General features: G+C 65.3%; 16 protein-coding genes. 11 read left to right on the forward strand and 5 right to left on the reverse strand.

Annotation, left to right across the window (positions count from 1 at the left end; genetic code table 11):
• Nucleotides 1-31: 31 nt before the first annotated feature.
• The 3 genes from ACODS4_RS25505 to miaA form a co-directional block, all read right to left on the reverse strand.
• Nucleotides 32-1795, reverse strand: a complete 1764-nt coding sequence (locus ACODS4_RS25505; RefSeq protein WP_488868474.1) for an acetolactate synthase 3 large subunit — start codon at nt 1793-1795, stop codon at nt 32-34.
• Between the two features lie 344 nt (nt 1796-2139).
• The gene (locus ACODS4_RS25510) at nt 2140-3351 is read right to left on the reverse strand and encodes an aminotransferase-like domain-containing protein (protein ID WP_488868475.1); all 1212 of its coding nucleotides are present in this window, start codon (nt 3349-3351) and stop codon (nt 2140-2142) included.
• A gap of 33 nt (nt 3352-3384) precedes the next feature.
• Nucleotides 3385-4362, reverse strand: a complete 978-nt coding sequence (miaA, locus tag ACODS4_RS25515) for a tRNA (adenosine(37)-N6)-dimethylallyltransferase MiaA (RefSeq protein WP_488868476.1) — start codon at nt 4360-4362, stop codon at nt 3385-3387.
• Nucleotides 4363-4866: 504 nt separating this feature from the next.
• Between miaA and queA the strand changes: the two genes are divergently transcribed.
• From queA to ACODS4_RS25545, 6 genes are all read left to right on the forward strand, one after another.
• Nucleotides 4867-5895: a tRNA preQ1(34) S-adenosylmethionine ribosyltransferase-isomerase QueA gene (gene queA / locus ACODS4_RS25520; protein WP_488868477.1), complete on the forward strand. Its 1029-nt coding sequence runs from the start codon at nt 4867-4869 to the stop codon at nt 5893-5895.
• Nucleotides 5892-7124: a tRNA guanosine(34) transglycosylase Tgt gene (gene tgt / locus ACODS4_RS25525; protein WP_488868478.1), complete on the forward strand. Its 1233-nt coding sequence runs from the start codon at nt 5892-5894 to the stop codon at nt 7122-7124. Before queA ends, tgt begins: the two co-directional genes overlap by 4 nt.
• On the forward strand, nt 7117-7581 hold the full coding sequence (gene queF, locus ACODS4_RS25530) for a preQ(1) synthase (RefSeq protein WP_488868479.1): 465 nt from the start codon (nt 7117-7119) through the stop codon (nt 7579-7581). The genes tgt and queF overlap by 8 nt, the downstream gene beginning before the upstream one ends.
• Nucleotides 7568-8629, forward strand: a complete 1062-nt coding sequence (gene queG / locus ACODS4_RS25535) for a tRNA epoxyqueuosine(34) reductase QueG (RefSeq protein ID WP_488868480.1) — start codon at nt 7568-7570, stop codon at nt 8627-8629. Before queF ends, queG begins: the two co-directional genes overlap by 14 nt.
• 39 nt (nt 8630-8668) lie before the next feature.
• Complete coding sequence (locus ACODS4_RS25540) at nt 8669-9970, forward strand: GNAT family N-acetyltransferase (protein WP_488868481.1); 1302 nt, start codon at nt 8669-8671, stop codon at nt 9968-9970.
• Nucleotides 9971-10078: 108 nt separating this feature from the next.
• On the forward strand, nt 10079-12478 hold the full coding sequence (locus tag ACODS4_RS25545) for a methyl-accepting chemotaxis protein (RefSeq protein WP_488868482.1): 2400 nt from the start codon (nt 10079-10081) through the stop codon (nt 12476-12478).
• Between the two features lie 78 nt (nt 12479-12556).
• Here ACODS4_RS25545 and ACODS4_RS25550 read toward each other — a convergent pair whose 3' ends face one another.
• Nucleotides 12557-13033, reverse strand: a complete 477-nt coding sequence (locus tag ACODS4_RS25550) for a CYTH domain-containing protein (protein WP_488868483.1) — start codon at nt 13031-13033, stop codon at nt 12557-12559.
• Between the two features lie 161 nt (nt 13034-13194).
• Here ACODS4_RS25550 and ACODS4_RS25555 point away from each other — a divergent pair, with 161 nt between their 5' ends.
• The 3 genes from ACODS4_RS25555 (at nt 13195) to ACODS4_RS25565 (ending at nt 15993) form a co-directional block, all read left to right on the forward strand.
• The gene (locus tag ACODS4_RS25555; RefSeq protein WP_488868484.1) at nt 13195-13434 is read left to right on the forward strand and encodes a hypothetical protein; all 240 of its coding nucleotides are present in this window, start codon (nt 13195-13197) and stop codon (nt 13432-13434) included.
• Nucleotides 13435-13571: 137 nt separating this feature from the next.
• The gene (locus ACODS4_RS25560) at nt 13572-15518 is read left to right on the forward strand and encodes an acetoacetate--CoA ligase (protein WP_488868485.1); all 1947 of its coding nucleotides are present in this window, start codon (nt 13572-13574) and stop codon (nt 15516-15518) included.
• A gap of 13 nt (nt 15519-15531) precedes the next feature.
• Complete coding sequence (locus ACODS4_RS25565; RefSeq protein ID WP_488868486.1) at nt 15532-15993, forward strand: hypothetical protein; 462 nt, start codon at nt 15532-15534, stop codon at nt 15991-15993.
• Nucleotides 15994-16030: 37 nt separating this feature from the next.
• On the opposite strand, the gene ACODS4_RS25570 is transcribed toward ACODS4_RS25565, so the two are convergent.
• Nucleotides 16031-17026, reverse strand: a complete 996-nt coding sequence (locus tag ACODS4_RS25570; RefSeq protein ID WP_488868487.1) for a TerC family protein — start codon at nt 17024-17026, stop codon at nt 16031-16033.
• 355 nt (nt 17027-17381) lie between these two features.
• On the opposite strand from ACODS4_RS25570, the gene ACODS4_RS25575 reads away from it, so the two are divergent.
• Nucleotides 17382-17657, forward strand: coding sequence for an HU family DNA-binding protein (locus ACODS4_RS25575; RefSeq protein ID WP_085556605.1), 276 nt, complete (start codon nt 17382-17384; stop codon nt 17655-17657).
• A gap of 32 nt (nt 17658-17689) precedes the next feature.
• Entirely contained in the window at nt 17690-18100 is a 411-nt protein-coding gene (locus tag ACODS4_RS25580) for a Ros/MucR family transcriptional regulator (protein ID WP_488868488.1), read from the forward strand.
• Nucleotides 18101-18253 lie beyond the last annotated feature (153 nt).

An 18253-nucleotide genomic window follows, 5' to 3' on the forward strand; every position in this document is an offset into this window, starting at 1 on the left:
ACTCCCCCGAGAATCGCGCCGTCAGCCGTTTTTAGACCAGGACCATGCCGTCTTCCGGCGTCGCCGCCGACGGGCTGTCCTCCGGGCCAAGCAGGATCTCGTTGTGCGCCTTGCCGCCGGGGATCATCGGGAAGCAGTTCTCCTTGGGATCGACCGCGATGTCGACGATGCAGGGGCGGTCGGTGACGGCCAGCATCTTTTCGATGACCTCGTCCACCTCGGCCACCGTGGTGGCGCGCAAGCCGACGCAGCCCCAGGCCTCCGCCAGCTTGACGAAATCGGGAAGCGCCTCCGAATAGCTCTGCGAGAAGCGCGAGCCGTGCAGCAGTTCCTGCCACTGGCGCACCATGCCCATATATTGGTTGTTCAGGATGAACACCTTGACCGGGGCGCGGTACTGCACGGCGGTGCCGATTTCCTGCATGTTCATCAGGAAGCTGGCCTCGCCCGACACGTCCACCACGATGGCCTCGGGGTGGGCGATCTGCGCGCCGATGGCGGCGGGCAGGCCGTACCCCATGGTGCCAAGCCCGCCCGAGGTCATCCAGCGGTTGGGCTGGTCGAAGGGCAGGAATTGGGCGGCCCACATCTGGTGCTGGCCGACTTCCGTCGTGATGTAATGGTCTTTCCCGCGCAGCGCCTCGCGCAGACGCTCCAGCGCGTATTGCGGCTTGATGACCGATTCCGTGCGGTTGTAGTTCAGGCAATTGCGAGCGCGCCAGCTCTCAATCTGCTTCCACCAATCCTTCAGCGCCGCTTGATCGACCCGCTTCTGGCGGGCCTTCCACATGGTCAGCATGGCTTCCAGAACGGCGCCGCAGTCACCGACGATGGGGATATCAACGACGACGTTCTTGTTGATCGAGCTGGGATCGATGTCGACGTGGATCTTCTTGGAGCCGGGGGCGAATTCCGACAGCTTGCCGGTCACGCGGTCGTCAAAGCGGGCGCCGATGTTTATCATCACGTCGCAATTGTACATGGCGAGATTCGCCTCGTACGTGCCGTGCATGCCCAACATGCCAAGCCACTGAGCGTCCGACGCCGGGAAGGCGCCCAACCCCATCAGGGTCGAGGTGATCGGAAAGCCGGTGGTCTTGACGAACTGGGTCAACAGCTTGGCCGCCATCGGCCCGGCGTTGATGACGCCGCCGCCGGTGTAGAAGACCGGGCGCTTGGCGCTGGCGATCAACTCAATCGCCTCCTCGACGCGGGCGATCTCCGGTTTGATCTGCGGCCGGTAGGTCTTGTGCTTGACCTCGGTCGGGGGAACGTAAATTCCGTCGGCGAACTGGACGTCCTTCGGCACGTCGATCAACACGGGGCCGGGGCGACCGCTGCGGGCGACGTAGAAGGCCTCGTGCATGGTGCGGGCGAGGTTGTCGACGTCCTTCACCAGATAATTGTGCTTGGTGCAAGGCCGGGTGATGCCGGTGGTGTCGGCCTCTTGAAAGGCGTCGTTGCCGATCAGATGGGTCGGCACCTGACCCGACACGCAGACCAGCGGAATGCTGTCGCAAAGCGCGTCCAGCAGGCCGGTCACGGCGTTGGTCGCGCCCGGACCCGACGTCACCAGCACGCAGCCAACCTTGCCGGTCGAACGCGCGTAGCCTTCCGCCGCGTGAACGGCGGCTTGTTCGTGCCGTACGAGGATGTGGCGAAGATCGTTCTGCTGGAACAGCGCGTCGTAAATGGGAAGCACCGCGCCGCCGGGATAGCCGAAGATGGTGTCAACGCCCTGATCCTTCAGAGCCTTGATGATGATCTGGGCGCCGGTCAGCTTCTGTTCAGGCATAGCTCACGACCTTCTCAAAGGGGCGCCTCTCCTTCGGGCGCCCGTATCCCCGGGACTGCCGCGCCCCCAACAAGGCTATTCCGTCAAAACAACGGCTTAGCCCCAAAGACCAAGGGCGGGAGCGGCAAATTAGCCAAAAGAACGCGCGGCGGTCAACTCATTTTGCGAATGATCGACAAGTTTTTTTGCCGCAGTTTTTCCAATTGTTGCGCAATGGCGTCACGAATGGAAACCATGCCCGTCGCGCCGATGCGCCAACGGCGGCCACCCGCTGAGGGATGACCGCCGTCGTCTCAAGGATCGACCGGAAAAAGGCGCGAAGCGGCGAACCGCCCCGCCCCGCTTCAGGTGTATTCTTTCAGCAACCCGCACAGGCGGCGAACGCCTTCGCGGATGCGCTCCGGCTTGGTGACGGAGAAGGCCAGACGCAACGTGTTCTGCCCCGAACGGTCGGCGTGGAAGGCCGATCCGGGAACGAAGGCGACGTTGGATTCCTTGATCGCGCGTTCCAACAGGGCGGTGCCGTTGACGCTCTCCGGCGCCTCGACCCAGACGAACAGGCCGCCTTCGGGCTTGGTCCAGGTGACGCCGGGGGGAGCGAACTCCTCCAGCGCCGCCAGCATGGCGTCGCGGCGCTCCTTGTAATGGCTCTTCAGCACCTTGATGTGGCTGTCGAAAAGCTGCGACACCACGTCGTGCATGACCATCTGGTTGATCGTGCTGGCGTGCAGATCGGCGGCCTGCTTCATCAGAACCAGACGGTTGATGACCTCGGGCGCGGCGTTGACCCAGCCGATGCGCAGGGCCGGAACCATCGTCTTGGAGAAGGTGCCGCAATAGATGACGTTGGTGAGCTTGCCGCCGTTGCGGGCGCAGTCCAGCGCCGCGATCAGGGGCAGTTGCTCGCCGTCATAGCGCAGTTCGGAATAGGCGGTGTCCTCAATCACCGGCACGCCGGCGGCGGCGCAGAGATCCAGAATGGCCTCGCGGCGGGCCAGCGAAATGGTCGTGCCGTTGGGATTCTGGAAATCGGGGACGAGGTAGAAGAATTTCGGCTTTTGCGCCAGGGCCGCTTCCAGCGCCGCCAGTTCCGGGCCTTCCTCTTCCATCGGGATGGAGAGATAGACCGGCTCATAGGGCGAAAAGGCCTGAAGCGCGCCGAGATAGGTCGGGCGCGTCACCACGATCTTGTCGCCGGGGCCGATCAGCAGCTTGCCGACGAACTCCAACACCTGCTGCGACCCGTTGGTGACGAGCACGCCGTCCAACCCGACATTGACGTTGTTGCGGCCCATATACTCCGAAATCCACTCGCGCAGCGGCGTGTAGCCTTCGGTGATCGAATATTGCAGGGCGCCGCCCGCGCCGGTGTTGGACTCGAAAATTTTCTGGTAGGCGCGCGCCAGGGCGGACGTCGGGAACAGGTCCGGGTCGGGAATGCCGCCCGCGAAGGAAATGATCTCCGGCCGGTCGATCAGCTTCAACAGCTCACGGATTTCCGACGCCGTCATGCCGCCCACGCGGCTTGCGAACACATGACCCCAATCAACCGACACGACGATTCTCCTGGACTGGTAGGGGCGCCAAAATCAACGGCGCAGACGCGTTTTCAGAAGGCGGAGAATTGCACTCCGTTGGTCCAATGAACAGAGCGAATCGACCGTATGGCAGCCATGCGGCGCCGTATGGGGCGGTCGTTCCGCCAGTTGGTGACGGAACCACGTCACCTGACGCTTGGCATAGCGCCGGGTCGATTGTTGGGCAAGGGCGACGGCGTCGGCCAAGGCAATTTCGCCGCGCAGATGACGGCGCAGCTCCGGCACGCCCAGCGCCTTCAGGGCCGGAAGATCGGCGGGCAGATCGCGGGCTTGGGCCAGTTCATCCAAACGCCGAACCTCCTCCAGCCCGCCCTGCTCCATCATCTGGACGAACCGGCGGTCGCACAGCCCGTAGAGATCGGCGCGCGGCGGGTCGAGCAGCAGAATGGAAAAGCGCAGATTCTCCGGCGCGCCCTGCGCCGTCTGGCTTTGCCAGTGCGACAGCGGATGGCCGGTCGCCTCCAGCACCTCCCAGGCGCGGGTCAGGCGGGTGGTGTCGCCGGGGTTGAGCTTGGCCGACTCCGGGTCGCGGGCGATCAGGTCGGCGCGGAACGCCGCGCCGCCCTGTTCGGCCAAGCGGGCGTGGGCGGCGGCGCGCACCGCGTCCGGGATGGCGGGAACGTCGCTCAAGCCCTGCGTCAGCGCCCGCAGATACAGGCCGGTGCCGCCGACGACGACCGGCAGACGCCCGGCGGCCTTGGCCTCGGCGATCTCCGCCAAGGCCAGATCGCGCCAGCGCGCCGCCGAGCCGCGTTCGGCCACCGGCAACACGCCGTAGAGCCGATGGGGAGCGCGCGCCAAATCCTCGGCGGGCGGGCGGGCGGTGATGACGTCCAACTCGGCGTAAAGCTGCATGCTGTCGGCGTTGACGACGGTTCCGTCAAACGCCTCGGCCAGCGCCAGCGCCAACCCCGATTTGCCCGACGCCGTCGGTCCGCCAATGACGACGACGTCCGTAAGCTCGCTCATGTCCCGCCCCTCGTTCCCATCGCCGTGATTCACCATCATCGGCGCAAGGAGCCAAGAGAAAAGGTCGTCCGCCACGCGATGGGCGCCCGCGCCACAAACGAAAAGCCCCGCGAGAAGCGCGGGGCTTTCCTATGCGGGCATCAACAGCCCACAATAAACACGCCATCAGGCGAACATGGGGAGAACTGAAAGAGCTGAGGAATTCGTCAGCATCAAGTAAGCGCCGGTGGAGTCATGATCTTACTCACCCTCCCTTGCTTCGGTTTCATCCAACTTTCTCAAGATGGGGCGTCTCAGGAACGCCAGGAACTCGGAAGCCGTTTTGTTCACCTCAGCGCCATTGCTGTAAGACAAAGCCTGCTCTTCTTGCCCAAGCCTGTCAAGCGTCCGTCACATCACCGAAACAGGATTTTTTCGGCGCGCGATCCCGGCGCGCAGGACGCCCGCCCGCCCCACGCGCCGCCTTCCCAAAGGCGGGCGGTTCGGTCTATAGCTGCGGCCTCCATGAAGACCGCCGATTTCGATTTCGACCTGCCGCCCGACCGGATCGCCGAGCATCCCGTCCGGCCCCGCGACGCCGCCCGTTTGCTTGAGGTGGGCGCGCGTTTGCACGACCGCGTCGTGCGCGACCTGCCAACCCTGCTGGAGCCGGACGACCTGATGGTCGTCAACGACACCCGCGTCATTCCAGCCCGGCTCGACGGACGGCGCGGCGAGGTCGCGGTGGAGATCACCCTGCACAAGCGGTTGGGCGACCGGGAATGGGCCAGCTTCGCCCGCCCCGGCAAACGGCTGAAGCCCGGCGACGTCATCGCCATCGCCGATGATTTCAGCGCCGAGGTGGTCGCCAAGGACGGGATGGAGGTGCGCCTGCGCTTCTCCGTCGGCGGCCCCGCCCTGATGGCGGCGCTGCACCAGCATGGCCGCATGCCCCTGCCCCCCTACATCCGCCGGACGGCGGACGAGGGCGACAACGCCGATTACCAGACCGTTTTCGCCGCGCGCGAGGGGGCCGTCGCCGCCCCCACCGCCGGCCTGCACTTCACGCCGGAATTGCTGGCGGCGCTCGACGCGCGCGGTGTGCGCCGCGTGCCGGTGACGCTGCATGTCGGGGCGGGCACCTTCCTGCCGGTGAAGGTGGACGACGTCGCCGACCACAAAATGCACAGCGAATGGGGCGAGATTTCCCCGGAAACCGCCGAAGCGGTGAACGCCGCGCGCCGGGCGGGCGGGCGGATCGTCTCGGTCGGCACCACGGCCCTGCGCATTCTGGAAACGGCGGGGCGGGAGGATGGAACGTTGGCGCCCTTCAGCGGCGACACCAGCATCTTCATCACGCCGGGCTATCGGTTCCGCATCGTCGATCTGCTGTGGACCAACTTCCACCTGCCCAAATCGACCCTGTTCATGCTGGTCAGCGCCTTCGCCGGGTTCGCGCGGATGCGCGACGCCTACGCCCACGCCATCGACCAGAATTATCGCTTTTTCAGCTACGGCGACGCCTCGCTGCTGCACAGGACGGATCACCAATGACCGGCATCGGCTTTGAGCTTCTCGCGACCGACGGGCGGGCGCGACGCGGACGGGTGACGACCGCCCACGGCTCCATCGAAACCCCCGCCTTCATGCCGGTCGGCACCGCCGCCACGGTCAAGGCGATGACCACCGACGCGGTGGCCGCCACCGGGGCGGAAATCCTGCTGGGCAACACCTATCATCTGATGCTGCGCCCAACGGCGGAGCGGGTGGCGCAATTGGGCGGCCTGCACCGCTTCATGAATTGGAACAAGCCGATCCTGACCGACAGCGGCGGTTTCCAGGTGATGAGCCTGTCGGACCTGCGCACCATGTCGGAAGAGGGCGTGACCTTCAAATCCCACCTGGACGGCAGCCGTCACCATCTGACGCCGGAACGCTCCATCCAGATCCAGCACATGCTGGACAGCAACATCACCATGTGCCTGGACGAGTGCACCCCCTTCCCCGCCACGCCCGCGCAGGCCGAATCCTCGATGAAGCTGTCGATGCGCTGGGCCAAGCGCAGCAAGGACGCCTTCGTCGAACGCCCCGGCTATGGCCTGTTCGGCATCGTCCAGGGCAGCGTCTATCCCGAACTGCGGGCCGAAAGCGTCGCCGCCCTGTCCGACATCGGCTTTGACGGCTACGCCATCGGCGGGCTGGCGGTCGGCGAGGGGCAGGAGACGATGTTCACGGTGCTGGACTTCACCGAACCGGCGATGCTGAAGCAGCGCCCGCGCTATCTGATGGGGGTTGGCCGCCCCAGCGACCTGATCGGCGCGGTGCGGCGCGGCGTGGACATGTTCGATTGCGTGATGCCGACCCGCTCGGGCCGCACCGGACAGGCCTTTGTCCGGCGCGGGACCATCAACATCCGCAACGCCCGCCACGCCCACGACGAGCGTCCGCTCGACGCCGAATGCGGCTGCCCGGCTTGTCAAAAATACAGCCGGGGCTATCTCCATCATCTGTTCAAGGCGAACGAGATGCTGGGGCCGATGCTGCTGACCTGGCACAACCTGCATTACTACCAGGATCTGATGCGGGAGCTGCGGCAAGCCATCGCCGAGGGTCGGTTTGAAGCGGTCGCCAGCGCGCTGGAGGCCCGCTTGGCCGAAGGCGATCTGGAGGCGACCGCCGACCCGCTCGGCAAACCGCCCAAGCCGCAAAAACAGAACCGCCCGCCGAAAGCGGAAAAGCCCGCCAACCCGAAACCCGCCATCCAGGACACGACCGATGAGTGAGAGCATCTATTCCGGCCTGACCATGCTGGGCGGGGCCACCGTTCAGCCGAAATCCCCGGACGAGGCGGTGTTGGAGCGGGTGCCGAACCCCAACACAGGCGATGGTTACGTCGTGCGCTTCACCGCGCCGGAATTCACCTCGCTTTGCCCGATCACCGGCCAGCCCGACTTCGCCCATCTGGTGATTGATTACGTGCCGGGCGATTGGCTGGTCGAAAGCAAGTCGCTGAAGCTCTATCTGACCAGCTTCCGCAACCATGGCGCCTTTCACGAAGCCTGCACCGTCGGCATCGCCAAGCGGTTGGTCGCCGAACTGGCTCCGGTCTGGCTGCGCATCGGCGGCTATTGGTACCCGCGCGGCGGCATGCCCATCGACGTCTTTTACCAGACCGGCGAGGCCCCGAAGGGCGTCTGGATTCCGCCGCAGGACGTTCAAGGCTACCGTGGCCGGGGCTGAGCCGAAACCGCTCGACCCGGCGGGGCTGCGCGCCCGCATCCGCGACAAGGCGCTGTCGCTTGGCTTTGACGCGGTGGGCTTCGCCCCCGCCGCGCTGGGGCCGGAGGCGCGCGACCGCCTCGCCGCCTTTCTGGCCGAGGGACGGTACGGCGACATGGGCTGGATGGCCGACCGCGCCGACCAGCGCGGCCACCCGCAAGCCCTGTGGCCCGAGGCGCGGAGCGTCATCGCGCTTGGGACAAGCTACGCCCCCCACGACGACCCGCGCCGCCTGCTGGATCACCCTGACCGGGGGATCGTCTCCGTCTACGCCCGCAACCGCGATTACCACGACCTCATCAAAGGCCGCTTGAAGACTCTCGGCCATTGGCTGCACCACCAGACCAAGGCGGGACTCAAGGTCTTCGTCGACACCGCCCCGGTTCTGGAAAAGCCGCTGGCCGAACGCGCCGGGTTGGGTTGGCAGGGCAAGCACACCAATCTGGTGTCGCGCGATCACGGCTCCTGGCTGTTCCTGTCGGAGATTTACACGACGCTGGAGCTTCCCGCCGACGAGGCCGGGCGCGACCGCTGCGGCTCCTGCGCCCGCTGTCAAACGGCCTGCCCAACCGACGCCTTCCCCGCGCCCTACCAGTTGGACGCCCGGCGTTGCGTCTCCTACCTGACCATCGAACACAAGGGGCCGATCCCCGACGATTTGAAACCGCTGATGGGCAACCGGATTTATGGCTGCGACGATTGTCTGGCCGCCTGCCCGTGGAACAAATTCGCCAAACCCACCCGCGAGGCCGCCTTTCTGCCGCGCGCCGAGTTGACCGCGCCCCGGCTGGCCGATCTGGCGCAATTGGACGATTCCGGGTTCCGGCAGGTGTTCAGCGGCTCCCCCATCAAGCGCATCGGGCGCGACCGCTTCGTGCGCAACGCGCTGGTCGGGCTGGGAAACTCTGGCGCGCGGCGGCTGCGCCCGGTGGCCGACGCGCTGGTGGAGGATCCCAGCGACTTGGTGCGTGATTCCGCCCGCTGGGCGTCGGACCGGTTGCGCGACTGACCCCTGAGGCCGTGCTGGGGGTTGCTTTTGCCTTCGCCCGTGATTCGGTTTAGACTTTCGCCAGTTTTCGTCCAAACCCCGCATAGCGGCGATTCCATCAAGCCGCCGAACACACGGGAGCCAACCGTCACGCCCCGCTTCCAAGGATACGGCCCGGCACGGGCCGAAGAGCTGGATGAGATCGCCCGGCTGACCCGGCATGGCTTTGGCCTGCCGCGCGAGGTGTTCGAGCGCTACGCCGCCCTGTTCGGCGTCGAGACGATCCGCCGCCTGCATGTCCAAACGCGCCATGGCGCCACCACGCTGGCCGCCTGCGCGGCGCTGTGGCGCATGGATCAATGGTATGGCGGGCGACCGGCGCCGACGCAGGCCATCGCCATGGTCGCCGTGGAGCCAACCCTGCGCGGACAGGGCGTCGGATCGGCTCTGATGCGCGCGGTTCTCGACGAGGGCCGGTCCAGCGGCGCGGCTTTGGCGGTTCTCTGCCCGTCCACCCTGCCGCTGTACCATCGGTTGGGCTTTGGCCGAGGGGGAGTGAGCTGCGACTGGAGCGCCCCGCCCGCCGCGCTGGGCGACGGCTCCGACATTGGCGTGGCGGGCGACCCTATGGACGGCTGGATCAGCCCCGCCGATCCGCTTGACGCGACGCCGCTGGCGCGCGTTCGCCGCACTCTGCTGGCCGTCAACAACGGCTTGGGCGAGCGCAGCGAAGCCCTGTGGACTTTGGCGCTTTGCCCCGACGGCGAACCCGCCGAACTGTTTCTTCTGAACGGCCCGGATGGACCGGAGGGTTACGTCGCCTTGCTGCCGCCCAAAGATCGGCGGCTGGTGGTGGCGGATCTCTGCGCGCCAACCCGGCGGGCGATTCGCCTGGCGACGCGGCTGCTGACCAGCTACCGCGCCCAAACTGACCGCATCGTCTGGCGCGGCGGCCCCGACGATCCTCTGGCCTTGATGGCCCGTGACGTCGGCGTCCAGATGGACGGACGGGACGAGTGGCTGCTGCGGGTGCTGGATGTTCGGCAGGCTCTGACCAACCGCGCCTACCCGGACGGCATAAACACGTCACTGACGTTGGTTATAGATGATCCCTTGTTTCCCGAGAATTGCGGCAAATTCCATCTTCAGGTTGTCGGCGGTCGCGGTGTAATCGCAATTTGCGGGAAAGACGAGACGGCCTCCGCAACCCTCGGAATTGCCGCCTTTTCCAGCCTGTTCACCGGACACGCCAGCGCCCGGACACTTTCACAAACGGGTCTGCTTTACGGTGAAGAAAAGATTATCAACATTCTTGATATCTTATATTGCGGCGCACGTCCCTGGATGGTTGACCGCTTCTGAAATAGGGATTGGCCCTGACCTGAATCAAAGCGAAAATTAATCCTCTGTGTTCAAATAAGGGCTTACAGCAAAGAAAACCAACACTCGCCAGCGAGGAGTCCACAATCCATGACGATCGGAACACGGATTGCGCTCGGTTTCGCCACCGTGCTGCTTCTGACCGTTGCTGTGGCGTTCGTCGGCTGGAACAGCCTGCGCACCTATGCCGAGCGCGTCGATCTCGCCGCCCACACGGCAGAGTTGGACGCACGCCTGAAGTCGGTCCGCATTGAGGAGGCGCGTTTCGTTACGGAACGCGACGCCAAGGCGGCGGCCAACGTGCCCGGCATGCTCGACAACCTGCGGCACGAAGCCCAGGAGACCAAGGCGACCTTGACCGACAGCGTCAACCTGCGTCTGGTGGACGACGTCCTGGCGGGCATCGACGGCTACCGCGTCGCCTTTTCCAATTTCGTGACCCTGGATGGCGAGGCGCACGCGCGCACCGCCAGCATGGAAACCCGCGCCCGCGCCCTGAAGGACATCGCCGAACAGATCGGCAAGCAGCAGTCGGACCGCTATGACCAGAACATGGTCAGCCAGAAAGAAGCCGACACCGCCGCCCATCACAGCCTGGAAACGACCGAGCGCACCAACAAGATGATCGAGCGGGTGCAAGAGGCCCGACGTCAGCAAAGCGAATATCGGCGCACCAGCGACGCCAGCCTGCCCGACATGATCGCCGCCACCATCGACCAGTTGGTGGAAACCGCCGAAGCGGTCGAAAAGGACGTCAGCGGCACCAACGACGAAGATCTGGCCAAGCGGATCGCCGAGAACGCGCGCGCCTTCAAAAACGCCTTCCAGGCCACACGGGACGCCAGCGGACCGATCCCCGCCGAGCGCGCCGCCGCCGTCGATCAAGCCGCCCACGATGTCCAGGCCCACGCTTTGGAGCTTCAGGAAAACCAGACGATGGTGTCGGCAGCCCTGCGCGAAGCGTCAGCCTACGCTCAGAGCGAGGTGAACGAAGCGGTGTTGCTGCGCGGCATGGCCATGCGGCTGGTCCAGGGCGCGCAATCGGCGATGCTGGGTCAACGCGACTTCCTGTTGAGCGGCTCCTCCGACTCGCGAAGCACGGTGGCCAACGCCGTGAAGGACATCCTGGACGGCGCGGGCAAGGCCGGCGCCCTGCTGCTGGACAAGGAAGGGCGCGCCCTGATCGCCGCCGCCACCGAAGCCGCGAAGGCCTTCGACGCCGAATTCACCGCCCTGGTGGCGACCAGCCAGAAGCAGCGGGACTCCCTGTCGGCGATGGCCAAGGCCGCCGGATCGGTCAGCGATCTGGTCGGTCGCCTGGTCACGCTCCAGCGCAACGACCGCGAGGCCGGGCGCGCCAACTCCGGCATGGTCATCACCATCGGTTCGGCCGTCGCCCTGGTGCTCGGCGCCCTGATGGCCTGGGTGATCGACCGCGCCATCACCCACCCGCTGCACGCCATGACCGGGGCGATGAGCCGTCTGGCCGAAGGCGATCTGACTTTCGAGATCCCCGGCGCCGACCGCAAGGACGAATTGCGGGCGATGTCGCGCGCCCTGTCCATCTTCAAGGACAACGCCCTGGAGATGCAGCGGATGGAACGCGAGCGGGAGGAGATGCGTCAGCAGATCGACGCCGACCGACGTCGAACGATGAATGAGTTCGCCAACGGCTTTGAACAGGCGGTGTCGGGCGTCGTGGTGTCCTTGACCGAATCGGCTTCCACCCTTGGGCGCGACGCGCAGGAAATGTCGTCCGACGCGCAATTGACCACGAAGAAATCGACCGCCGTCGCCACCGCGTCGGAACAGGCGACGACCAACGTGCAGACCGTCGCGGCGGCGGCGGAAGAACTCTCCTCCTCCATCGCCGAAATCTCCCGCCAATTGAACGCCAGTTCCGAAGCGGCGGTGGGCGCGGCGGAAAAGGCCGTGCAGACCAACAGCATCGTCGAAGGGCTGTCGCACGCCGCCGAACGGATCGGTCAGGTCGTCGGCTTGATCGGCGAAATCGCCGAACAGACCAACCTGTTGGCGCTGAACGCCACCATCGAAGCCGCCCGCGCGGGCGAGGCGGGCAAGGGCTTCGCCGTCGTCGCGACGGAGGTAAAGAATCTCGCCGGTCAGACCGCCAAGGCGACGGAGGAGATCTCCGCCCAGGTCGCCGACATGCAAACCGCCACCGGCGGCGCGGTGGAAGCGATCCGCACCATCTCCAGCGCCGTCACCACCATCAGCCGCACCGTCACCGACATCGCCCAAGCGATGGAACAGCAGGGCATGGCGACGCGGGAAATCGCCCAGAACGTCCAGCAGGCCGCCGAAGGCACCCAGCAGGTCATGCAGAACATCGCCGAAGTGACCACCGCCGCCAACAAAACCGGCGGGGCCGCCGACGCCGTGCTGCAAGCCAGCCGCACCTTGGCCAACCAAGCCGACCGCCTGCGCGGCGAGGTGCAAGGTTTCCTGAACAAGGTGCGGACAGCGTAAAGCGCGCCACCGCCAACGCGCAAAAAAGCCCTTCCGCGTCACAGCGCGAAGGGCTTTTTGTTTGGACCGCGCCGCCTGTCAGGCGGCGTTGACCCAGCGGCGTATTGGCTGGCGCGACAGGGCGGAATTGCCGTAAGCGCGCAGGCTCGTGACCTCGGCGCCAATCCAATCGGGAAGCGGGACAAGCTGGTCGGGATCGCTCAACTCGATCTCGGCAATCACCAGACCGGCGTTTTCGCCTTCAAACACGTCAATTTCCCAGCACAGCCCGTCTTGCCGATGCCAGTAACGGATCTTTTCGATCACCCGGCCTTCGCAGGAATGCTCCAACAGCTTGCGGGCGAAATCGGGCAGCAAGGGATACTCAAGCTCTTCCCGGCTGGCTCCCTTTTTGGCGGTTTTCATGGTCAGGGTCGCCTTGTCCCCCGCCAGCCGGACCCGCACCGTGTTCTGCCCCTCGCGCGGCAGATAGCCTTGGGTGATGCGGACGCCGTTCCGGCACAGATGCCGGATGTCCTTGCGGACGAGAAAGCGTCGCTCGATCTCCAGCGCCATGACCAAGCCTTTCGGACCGTCTGGACCAAGACCCTAGATAATCCAGGCAAAGACGGCAAGCGGCAAAGCCGCGTGTTTCCAGCGCGGCAACCATGACCGCCAACCGGGCATTCGCGACGAAAGGCCGCAAAGCGCGGCCCGCCCATGATAGCCTGCCGTTCATGACCACCGATTCCACCGACGCCGCCCTGTGGCTGGCCTGGCTGATCCCGCTGCTGTTTTACGGCGCGCCGTTGCTGCACGTCGCCCTGGCCCCGCCCGGCGGCGGTTGGCGCGCTCCGCCGGGATCCCGCTGCCCCTTTGGACCGCGACTCGGTTGGCTGGTGATGGTGCTGCTGCTGGGGCCGGTCGGCTGGCTGTTGTTCGTCCTGCGCCGCCGCCCCACGGCCAAAGCCCGTTGAAATCGCCCAACCATCCTGGTCGCGCCGCAACAAGCCAAGGACAGACAAAAGGCCAAGGCTTGCGTTATGCTGCCCTGCAATCCGATGCACCAAGCAAATCGGACAAGACCAAATCAACACACCCGAGGGATACGAGAATGGACACTCCGCTGTGGCGCCCGAGCGAGGAGCGCGTCGCCAACGCCAACCTGACCGCCTTCCGGGCGGCGGCCAACGCGCGTTTCGGCTTGCGGCTGGATGATTACGAGGCGCTCTACAATTGGACCATCGCCGAAAAGGAGCAATTCTGGCGCTTCTTGTGGGAGTGGGCCGGGCTGACCGGCGATCTGGGGGCGGTCGATCTGCTCGACGGCGACAAGATGCCCGGCGCCCGCTGGTTCCCTGAAGCCAGTCTGAGCTACGCCGAAAACATGCTCGCCACCCTGCCCGCTGGCGACGCGCTGGTGTTCTGGGGCGAGGACAAGGTGAAGACCCGCTGGTCAGCCGCCGAGTTGACGGCGACCGTCTCGCGCTTGCAGCAGGCGTTGAAGGCGCAAGGGGTGGGCAAGGGCGACCGCGTCGCCGCCATCATGCCGAACATGCCGGAAACGCTGGCGGCCATGCTCGCCGCCGCCAGCCTGGGCGCGGTCTGGTCCTCCTGCTCGCCCGATTTCGGCGTTCAGGGCATCGTCGACCGTTTCGGCCAGATCGAGCCGAAGGTGGTCTTCGCCCCCGACGCCTATTGGTACAACGGCAAGAGCCACGACATCCGCGCCAAGCTGGCCGAGGTTCTGGCCGATCTGCCCAGCGTCCGCGCCACCGTGGTCGTCCCCTATGTGGACGCCGCGCCGGATCTGTCCAGCGTGCCGAACGCCATCGGCTTTCACGCGTTCATGGCCCCGCACCCGGCGGGCGAACCGACCTTTGAGCGGGTCGCCTTCGACCATCCGCTGTTCATTCTCTATTCGTCCGGCACCACCGGAAAGCCGAAATGCATCGTGCATGGAACCGGCGGCACCCTGCTTCAGCACGTCAAAGAGCACCGGCTCCATTGCGATCTGAAGCCGGGCGACCGGCTGTTCTACTTCACCACCTGCGGCTGGATGATGTGGAATTGGCTGGTCACGGGGTTGGCCAGCGGCGTGACGCTGATTCTGTATGACGGCTCGCCCTTCGCGCCGACCGGCGAGATCCTGTTCGATTACGCCGACGCGGAGCGGGTCACGCTGTTCGGCACCTCGGCGAAATTCATCCAGTCGTTGGAGAAATCCGGACTGGAGCCGATCAAGACCCATTCGCTGGCCAGCGTGCGGACCCTGACCTCGACCGGATCGCCGCTGATGCCGGAGAATTTCGAGTTCGTCTACCGCTCGATCAAGGCGGACGTCCATCTCGCCTCGATCAGCGGCGGCACCGACATCATGTCCTGCTTCGTGCTGGGCAACCCGGTCGCCCCGGTGTGGGTGGGCGAGATCCAGACGCGCGGCCTGGGCATGGCGGTTGAGGCGTTCGACGACAACGGCCACGCCGTGCGCGGCGACAAGGGCGAGCTGGTCTGCACCCGCCCCTTCCCCAGCATGCCCATCGGTTTCTGGGCCGACCCCGACGGGGCGAAATACCGCGCCGCCTATTTTGATCGTTTCCCCAACATCTGGGTGCATGGCGATTTCATCGGCCAGACCGAACATGGCGGCTGGGTGATCTATGGCCGCTCCGACGCGGTGCTGAACCCCGGCGGCGTGCGCATCGGCACGGCGGAGATCTACCGGCAGGTCGAACAATTGCCGGAGATCATGGAGGCCGTCTGCATCGGCCAGGAGTGGGACGGCGACGTCCGCGTCGTGCTGTTCGTCGTTCTGCGCGACGGCATGACGCTGGACGAGGCGTTGGAAAAGGCCATCCGCAAGCGGATCAAGGACAATTGCTCACCCCGTCACGTCCCGGCGAAAATCGTGCAGGTGAAGGACATCCCGCGCACCCGCTCCGGCAAGATCACCGAACTGGCGGTGCGCGACGCCGTGCATGGTCGCCCGATCAAGAACACGGAGGCCTTGGCGAACCCGATGGCGCTCGACGAGTTCCGCGAGCGGGCGGAATTGGGCTGAAGCGAGACCGTCGATGACCCGTCCGGTCCTGTTCCTCGATCTGGACGGCGTTCTGGCCGATTTCGACCGGGGCGTCGTCGCGGTGACAGGCAAACGCCCGGACGAGATGCCCTTGGCGACGATGTGGCGGGCTCTGGCCCGCCACCCCGACTTTTTCGGCTCGCTGGATTTCACCCCGGATGGCCGGGCGCTGTGGGCGTTCTGCGCGCCCCACCGCCCCACCATTCTGACCGGCCTGCCGCAAGGCGGCTGGGCCGCCCCGCAAAAGACCCGCTGGGTGGCCGAACGTCTGGGACCCGAAGTTCCGGTCATCACCTGCATGGCCCGCGACAAGCCGCTGCATGGCGGTCCCGGCACGCTGCTGGTCGATGACCGCGAAAAGGCCCGCGCGCCGTGGGAAGCGGCGGGCGGGCGTTTCATCCTGCACAAGAACGCGGCGGACAGCGTCGCGGAGTTGCGGGCGTTGGGGTTCTGATCGGCCCCAACGCGCCGTTCTCCACACTGGCCCGGCGTCAGCCCGGCTGGGTCTGCCGTTCCTCGTGACGTGTCTTCAGCAGCGAGACCACCACGCCGCCGCCGATCAACCCCAGCGTGACGCCCAGCGACAGCAGCGGATCAAGCTTGCCGAAGAACTCCGCGTAGAAAATCTTGGCGCCGATAAAAACCAACACCAGGGCCAACGCGACCTTCAGGTAGCGGAAACGGTGAACCATCGCCGCCAAGGCGAAATACAAGGCGCGTAGCCCCAGAACGGCAAAAATGTTGCTGGTGTAGACCAGATAGGGGTCGGTCGTGATGGCGAAGACCGCCGGAACGCTGTCCACCGCAAAAACCAGATCCGCCAGCTCGACCATCACCAACGCCAGAAACAGCGGCGTCGCCATCCAACGCGCCGCGCCTCGGCCCGTCGCGTCGGGCTGCTTGACGAAGAAATGATGCCCGTGGAAGCCGTCCGTCACCGGCAAACGCCGCTTGAGAAAGGCCAGAACCGGGTTGTGGGCGATGTCCGGCTCGCTGTCCGCCGACACCAGCATCTTGACGCCGGTCAGCAGCAGGAACGCGCCGAACAGGTAAAGGATCCAGTGGAATTCCGCGATCAGCGCCGCGCCGGCGCCGATCATCAGACCACGCAGCACGACCACTCCCAGAATGCCCCAGAACAACACCCGATGCTGCACGGAACGCGGCACCGCGAAATAAGTGAAAATCAGGGATATGACGAACACATTGTCGAGCGACAGGCTCTTTTCGACGAAATAGCCCGTGTAATACAGCAACGCCGCCTCATCGCCCAACGACCACCAGACCCAGCCGCCGAACAGCAGGGCGATGGCGATGTAAAAGGCCGACAGCTTCAGACTTTCCGCCACGCCGATGTCATGGTCGCGACGGTTGAGAACCCCAAGGTCGAGGGCCAGCAGCGTCCCGACGACGCCAAGGAAGGCCAGCCAGACCCAGAGGGGTTTTCCGAGAAAATCCACGAGAAAGGATGCGTAGAGAGTGTCCATAGGAGACAACCCGCTTGATGGCGCTGCGTGAGCGGTGAAATCAAGAGGTTCCGACATCACGACCGACGCCTCGGTCGCCAGAGGGGCCCGGACCCGAACCCTTGGCACATGGGCATGCTTGTCCCCACGTCAAGTGCCCCAGCCTGGAACGCGAGTCGTGTTGTTTCACGCCGGTAACACGCAAATTTGAATCGACGGCCTGCGCCACGGAACGCTCCGCTGGCCCATCCGAAGCGAAGAAAAGCCTGGAATGGGCGCCATGGGTTGACTTTGTGGTGTTCGCCCTTGTGCGAATGCGGCCGTTCTGCCAATAACTCCGAAAAACCGAAACCAAACCGACCCAATGGAGTTTTGCATGAACCAGGCCGAACTGATCGAAACCGTCGCCACCAACGCCGGCATCAAGAAGGCCGACGCGGCCAAGGTCGTTCAGGCGGTGTTCGAGGGCATCAGCTCCGCGCTGGGCCGTGGCGAAGACGTGCGTCTGGCCGGCTTCGGCATCTTCGAGGTGGCCGAGCGCGCCGCCCGTGAAGGCCGCAACCCCCGCACCGGCGAAGTGGTCGCCATCGCCGCCTCCAAGGCGCCGAAGTTCAAGCCCGCCAAGCAACTGCGCGATTCGGTCAACGGCTGATCCGCTCCACACACCGCGCACGGGGTGACGCCATGACCATCGAATTCGCCGATCTGCAATCGCTGACCGCCAAGGTTGTCGCCGCTTATGTCGGCAACAACACGGTGTCGGTCCATGATTTGCCCTCGCTGATCCACAACGTTCAGGCGGCGTTCCGCAATCTGGGCGACGACAAGCCCGCCGCCGCCAAGCAAGAGCTGGTTCCCGCCGTCTCGATCAAGAAATCGGTGACGCCGGAATACATCGTCTGCCTGGAAGACGGCAAGAAGCTGAAGATGCTCAAGCGGCATCTGAAGACCGTTTACGATCTGTCGCCGGACGAATACCGCGCCAAATGGTCGTTGCCGCCGGAATACCCGATGGTGGCTCCGAACTACGCCAAGGCCCGTTCGGAAATGGCGACCAAGCTCGGCCTGGGACGCAAGCGCACCATCATCGACTGAGCGCGGCGGCGCATGTTGCTTTTAAAAAAGGCGCGTTCCAACCGGGAACGCGCCTTTTTCGCGCCATCTTCGCCCGCCGCATCGTCATAGATCAAAAATCCGGCCATGAGCGCCACAACGCCGCCTTATTGCTCGCCCTTGTCCCGTTCCGGC

Source organism: Azospirillum sp. FG154 (genome assembly GCF_057809575.1).

Bases quoted from the DNA above. Each gene is read 5' to 3' on its own strand.
- ACODS4_RS25505 (WP_488868474.1), bottom strand. From the start codon at position 1,795: ATGCCTGAACAGAAGCTGACCGGCGCCCAGATCATCATCAAGGCTCTG.
- miaA (WP_488868476.1), bottom strand. From the start codon at position 4,362: ATGAGCGAGCTTACGGACGTCGTCGTCATTGGCGGACCGACGGCGTCG.
- queA (WP_488868477.1), top strand. From the start codon at position 4,867: ATGAAGACCGCCGATTTCGATTTCGACCTGCCGCCCGACCGGATCGCC.
- tgt (WP_488868478.1), top strand. From the start codon at position 5,892: ATGACCGGCATCGGCTTTGAGCTTCTCGCGACCGACGGGCGGGCGCGA.
- queF (WP_488868479.1), top strand. From the start codon at position 7,117: ATGAGTGAGAGCATCTATTCCGGCCTGACCATGCTGGGCGGGGCCACC.
- ACODS4_RS25545 (WP_488868482.1), top strand. From the start codon at position 10,079: ATGACGATCGGAACACGGATTGCGCTCGGTTTCGCCACCGTGCTGCTT.
- ACODS4_RS25550 (WP_488868483.1), bottom strand. From the start codon at position 13,033: ATGGCGCTGGAGATCGAGCGACGCTTTCTCGTCCGCAAGGACATCCGG.
- ACODS4_RS25555 (WP_488868484.1), top strand. From the start codon at position 13,195: ATGACCACCGATTCCACCGACGCCGCCCTGTGGCTGGCCTGGCTGATC.
- ACODS4_RS25560 (WP_488868485.1), top strand. From the start codon at position 13,572: ATGGACACTCCGCTGTGGCGCCCGAGCGAGGAGCGCGTCGCCAACGCC.
- ACODS4_RS25565 (WP_488868486.1), top strand. From the start codon at position 15,532: ATGACCCGTCCGGTCCTGTTCCTCGATCTGGACGGCGTTCTGGCCGAT.
- ACODS4_RS25570 (WP_488868487.1), bottom strand. From the start codon at position 17,026: ATGGACACTCTCTACGCATCCTTTCTCGTGGATTTTCTCGGAAAACCC.
- ACODS4_RS25575 (WP_085556605.1), top strand. From the start codon at position 17,382: ATGAACCAGGCCGAACTGATCGAAACCGTCGCCACCAACGCCGGCATC.
- ACODS4_RS25580 (WP_488868488.1), top strand. From the start codon at position 17,690: ATGACCATCGAATTCGCCGATCTGCAATCGCTGACCGCCAAGGTTGTC.